General features: G+C 73.0%; 2 protein-coding genes and 1 pseudogene. All 3 read left to right on the forward strand.

Translation table 11 applies throughout. The features are described 5' to 3' along the window. Positions 1-48: 48 nt before the first annotated feature. Positions 49-423: a DUF3168 domain-containing protein gene (locus AC2W7M_RS26125; RefSeq protein ID WP_486136074.1), complete on the forward strand. Its 375-nt coding sequence runs from the start codon at positions 49-51 to the stop codon at positions 421-423. A 31-nt stretch (positions 424-454) separates the two neighbouring features. Beyond that, positions 455-862 carry a phage major tail protein, TP901-1 family gene (locus AC2W7M_RS26130; RefSeq protein ID WP_486136072.1) on the forward strand — a complete coding sequence of 136 codons (408 nt, stop codon included), beginning with the start codon at positions 455-457 and terminating at the stop codon, positions 860-862. Between the two features lie 10 nt (positions 863-872). Next, positions 873-1,067 (forward strand): annotated as a pseudogene (locus AC2W7M_RS26135) (GTA-gp10 family protein); the annotation flags it as partial.

Consider the following 1,067-nt stretch of genomic DNA (forward strand, 5'->3'; position numbering starts at 1 on the left):
CCGTGAGCCTGCCCCCTCGACAGCCCGGCGCTGGCGCTGCGCGCCGCGATCCATGCGGCGCTCGCCGCCGATGCGCCGCTCGCCGCTCTGCTCGGCGGCGCGAAGGTGTTCGACGTGCCGCCGAAGGAGGCTGACTTCCCCTTCGTCGCGCTCGGCGAGGCGGTGGTGGCCGACTGGTCCACCGCCACCGAGCGCGGCACCGAGCATGCGCTCACGCTGCACGCCTTCTCCCGTTCCGGCGGACGGGCCGAGGCGATGGCCATCGCCGCCGCGGTGCAGGAGGCGCTGCACGACATGCCGTTGATGCTTTCCGCCCACCGCCTCGCCAACCTGCGCGCCACCACGGCGGAGGTGGTGCGCGAGGAGGACGGGCGCACCTTCCACGCGCTGGTGCGATTCCGCGCCGTCACCGAGCCGCTCTGATCCTCTGCACCCCCCTTTCCGGAGACACGCCATGGCCGCGCAGAAGGGCAAGGACCTTCTCCTCAAGATGCATGACGGCGACGCGCTCGTGACGGTGGCGGGCCTGCGCTCGCGCCAGATCGCCTTCAACGCCCAGAGCGTCGACGTGACCCATGCCGAATCCGCCGGCCAGTGGCGCGAGCTGCTGGCGGGAGCGGGCGTGCGGCGCGCCGCCGTCACCGGCTCCGGCGTGTTTAAGGATGCCGCCTCCGACGCTCTGGTGCGGGCGGCGTTCTTCTCGGGCGCGCTGCCCGAATGCCAGATCGTGATCCCGGACTTCGGCACCGTCACCGGCCCGTTCCAGGTGACGGCGCTGGAGATCGGCGCCGAGTACGACCGTGAAGTCACCTTCGACCTCACTTTGGAGAGCGCCGGCGCGCTCGCCTTCGCCGCGCTCTGAGGGCGAAGCCATGGCCAATCCGCGACGCGGCGAGATCGAGGCGGTGCTCGACGGGCGCCCGCGCACTTTGGTGCTGACGCTGGGCGCGCTCGCCGAGCTGGAGGCCGCCTTCGGCGCCGAAGATCTGATGGCGCTCGCGGCGCGCTTCTCGCAGGGGCCGGCTCGGCGCGCGCGACGCGGCGCGCATCACCGCGCCGGGGCTGAG

The organism is Xanthobacter sp. BG11Y11_SDJG (assembly GCF_057364445.1).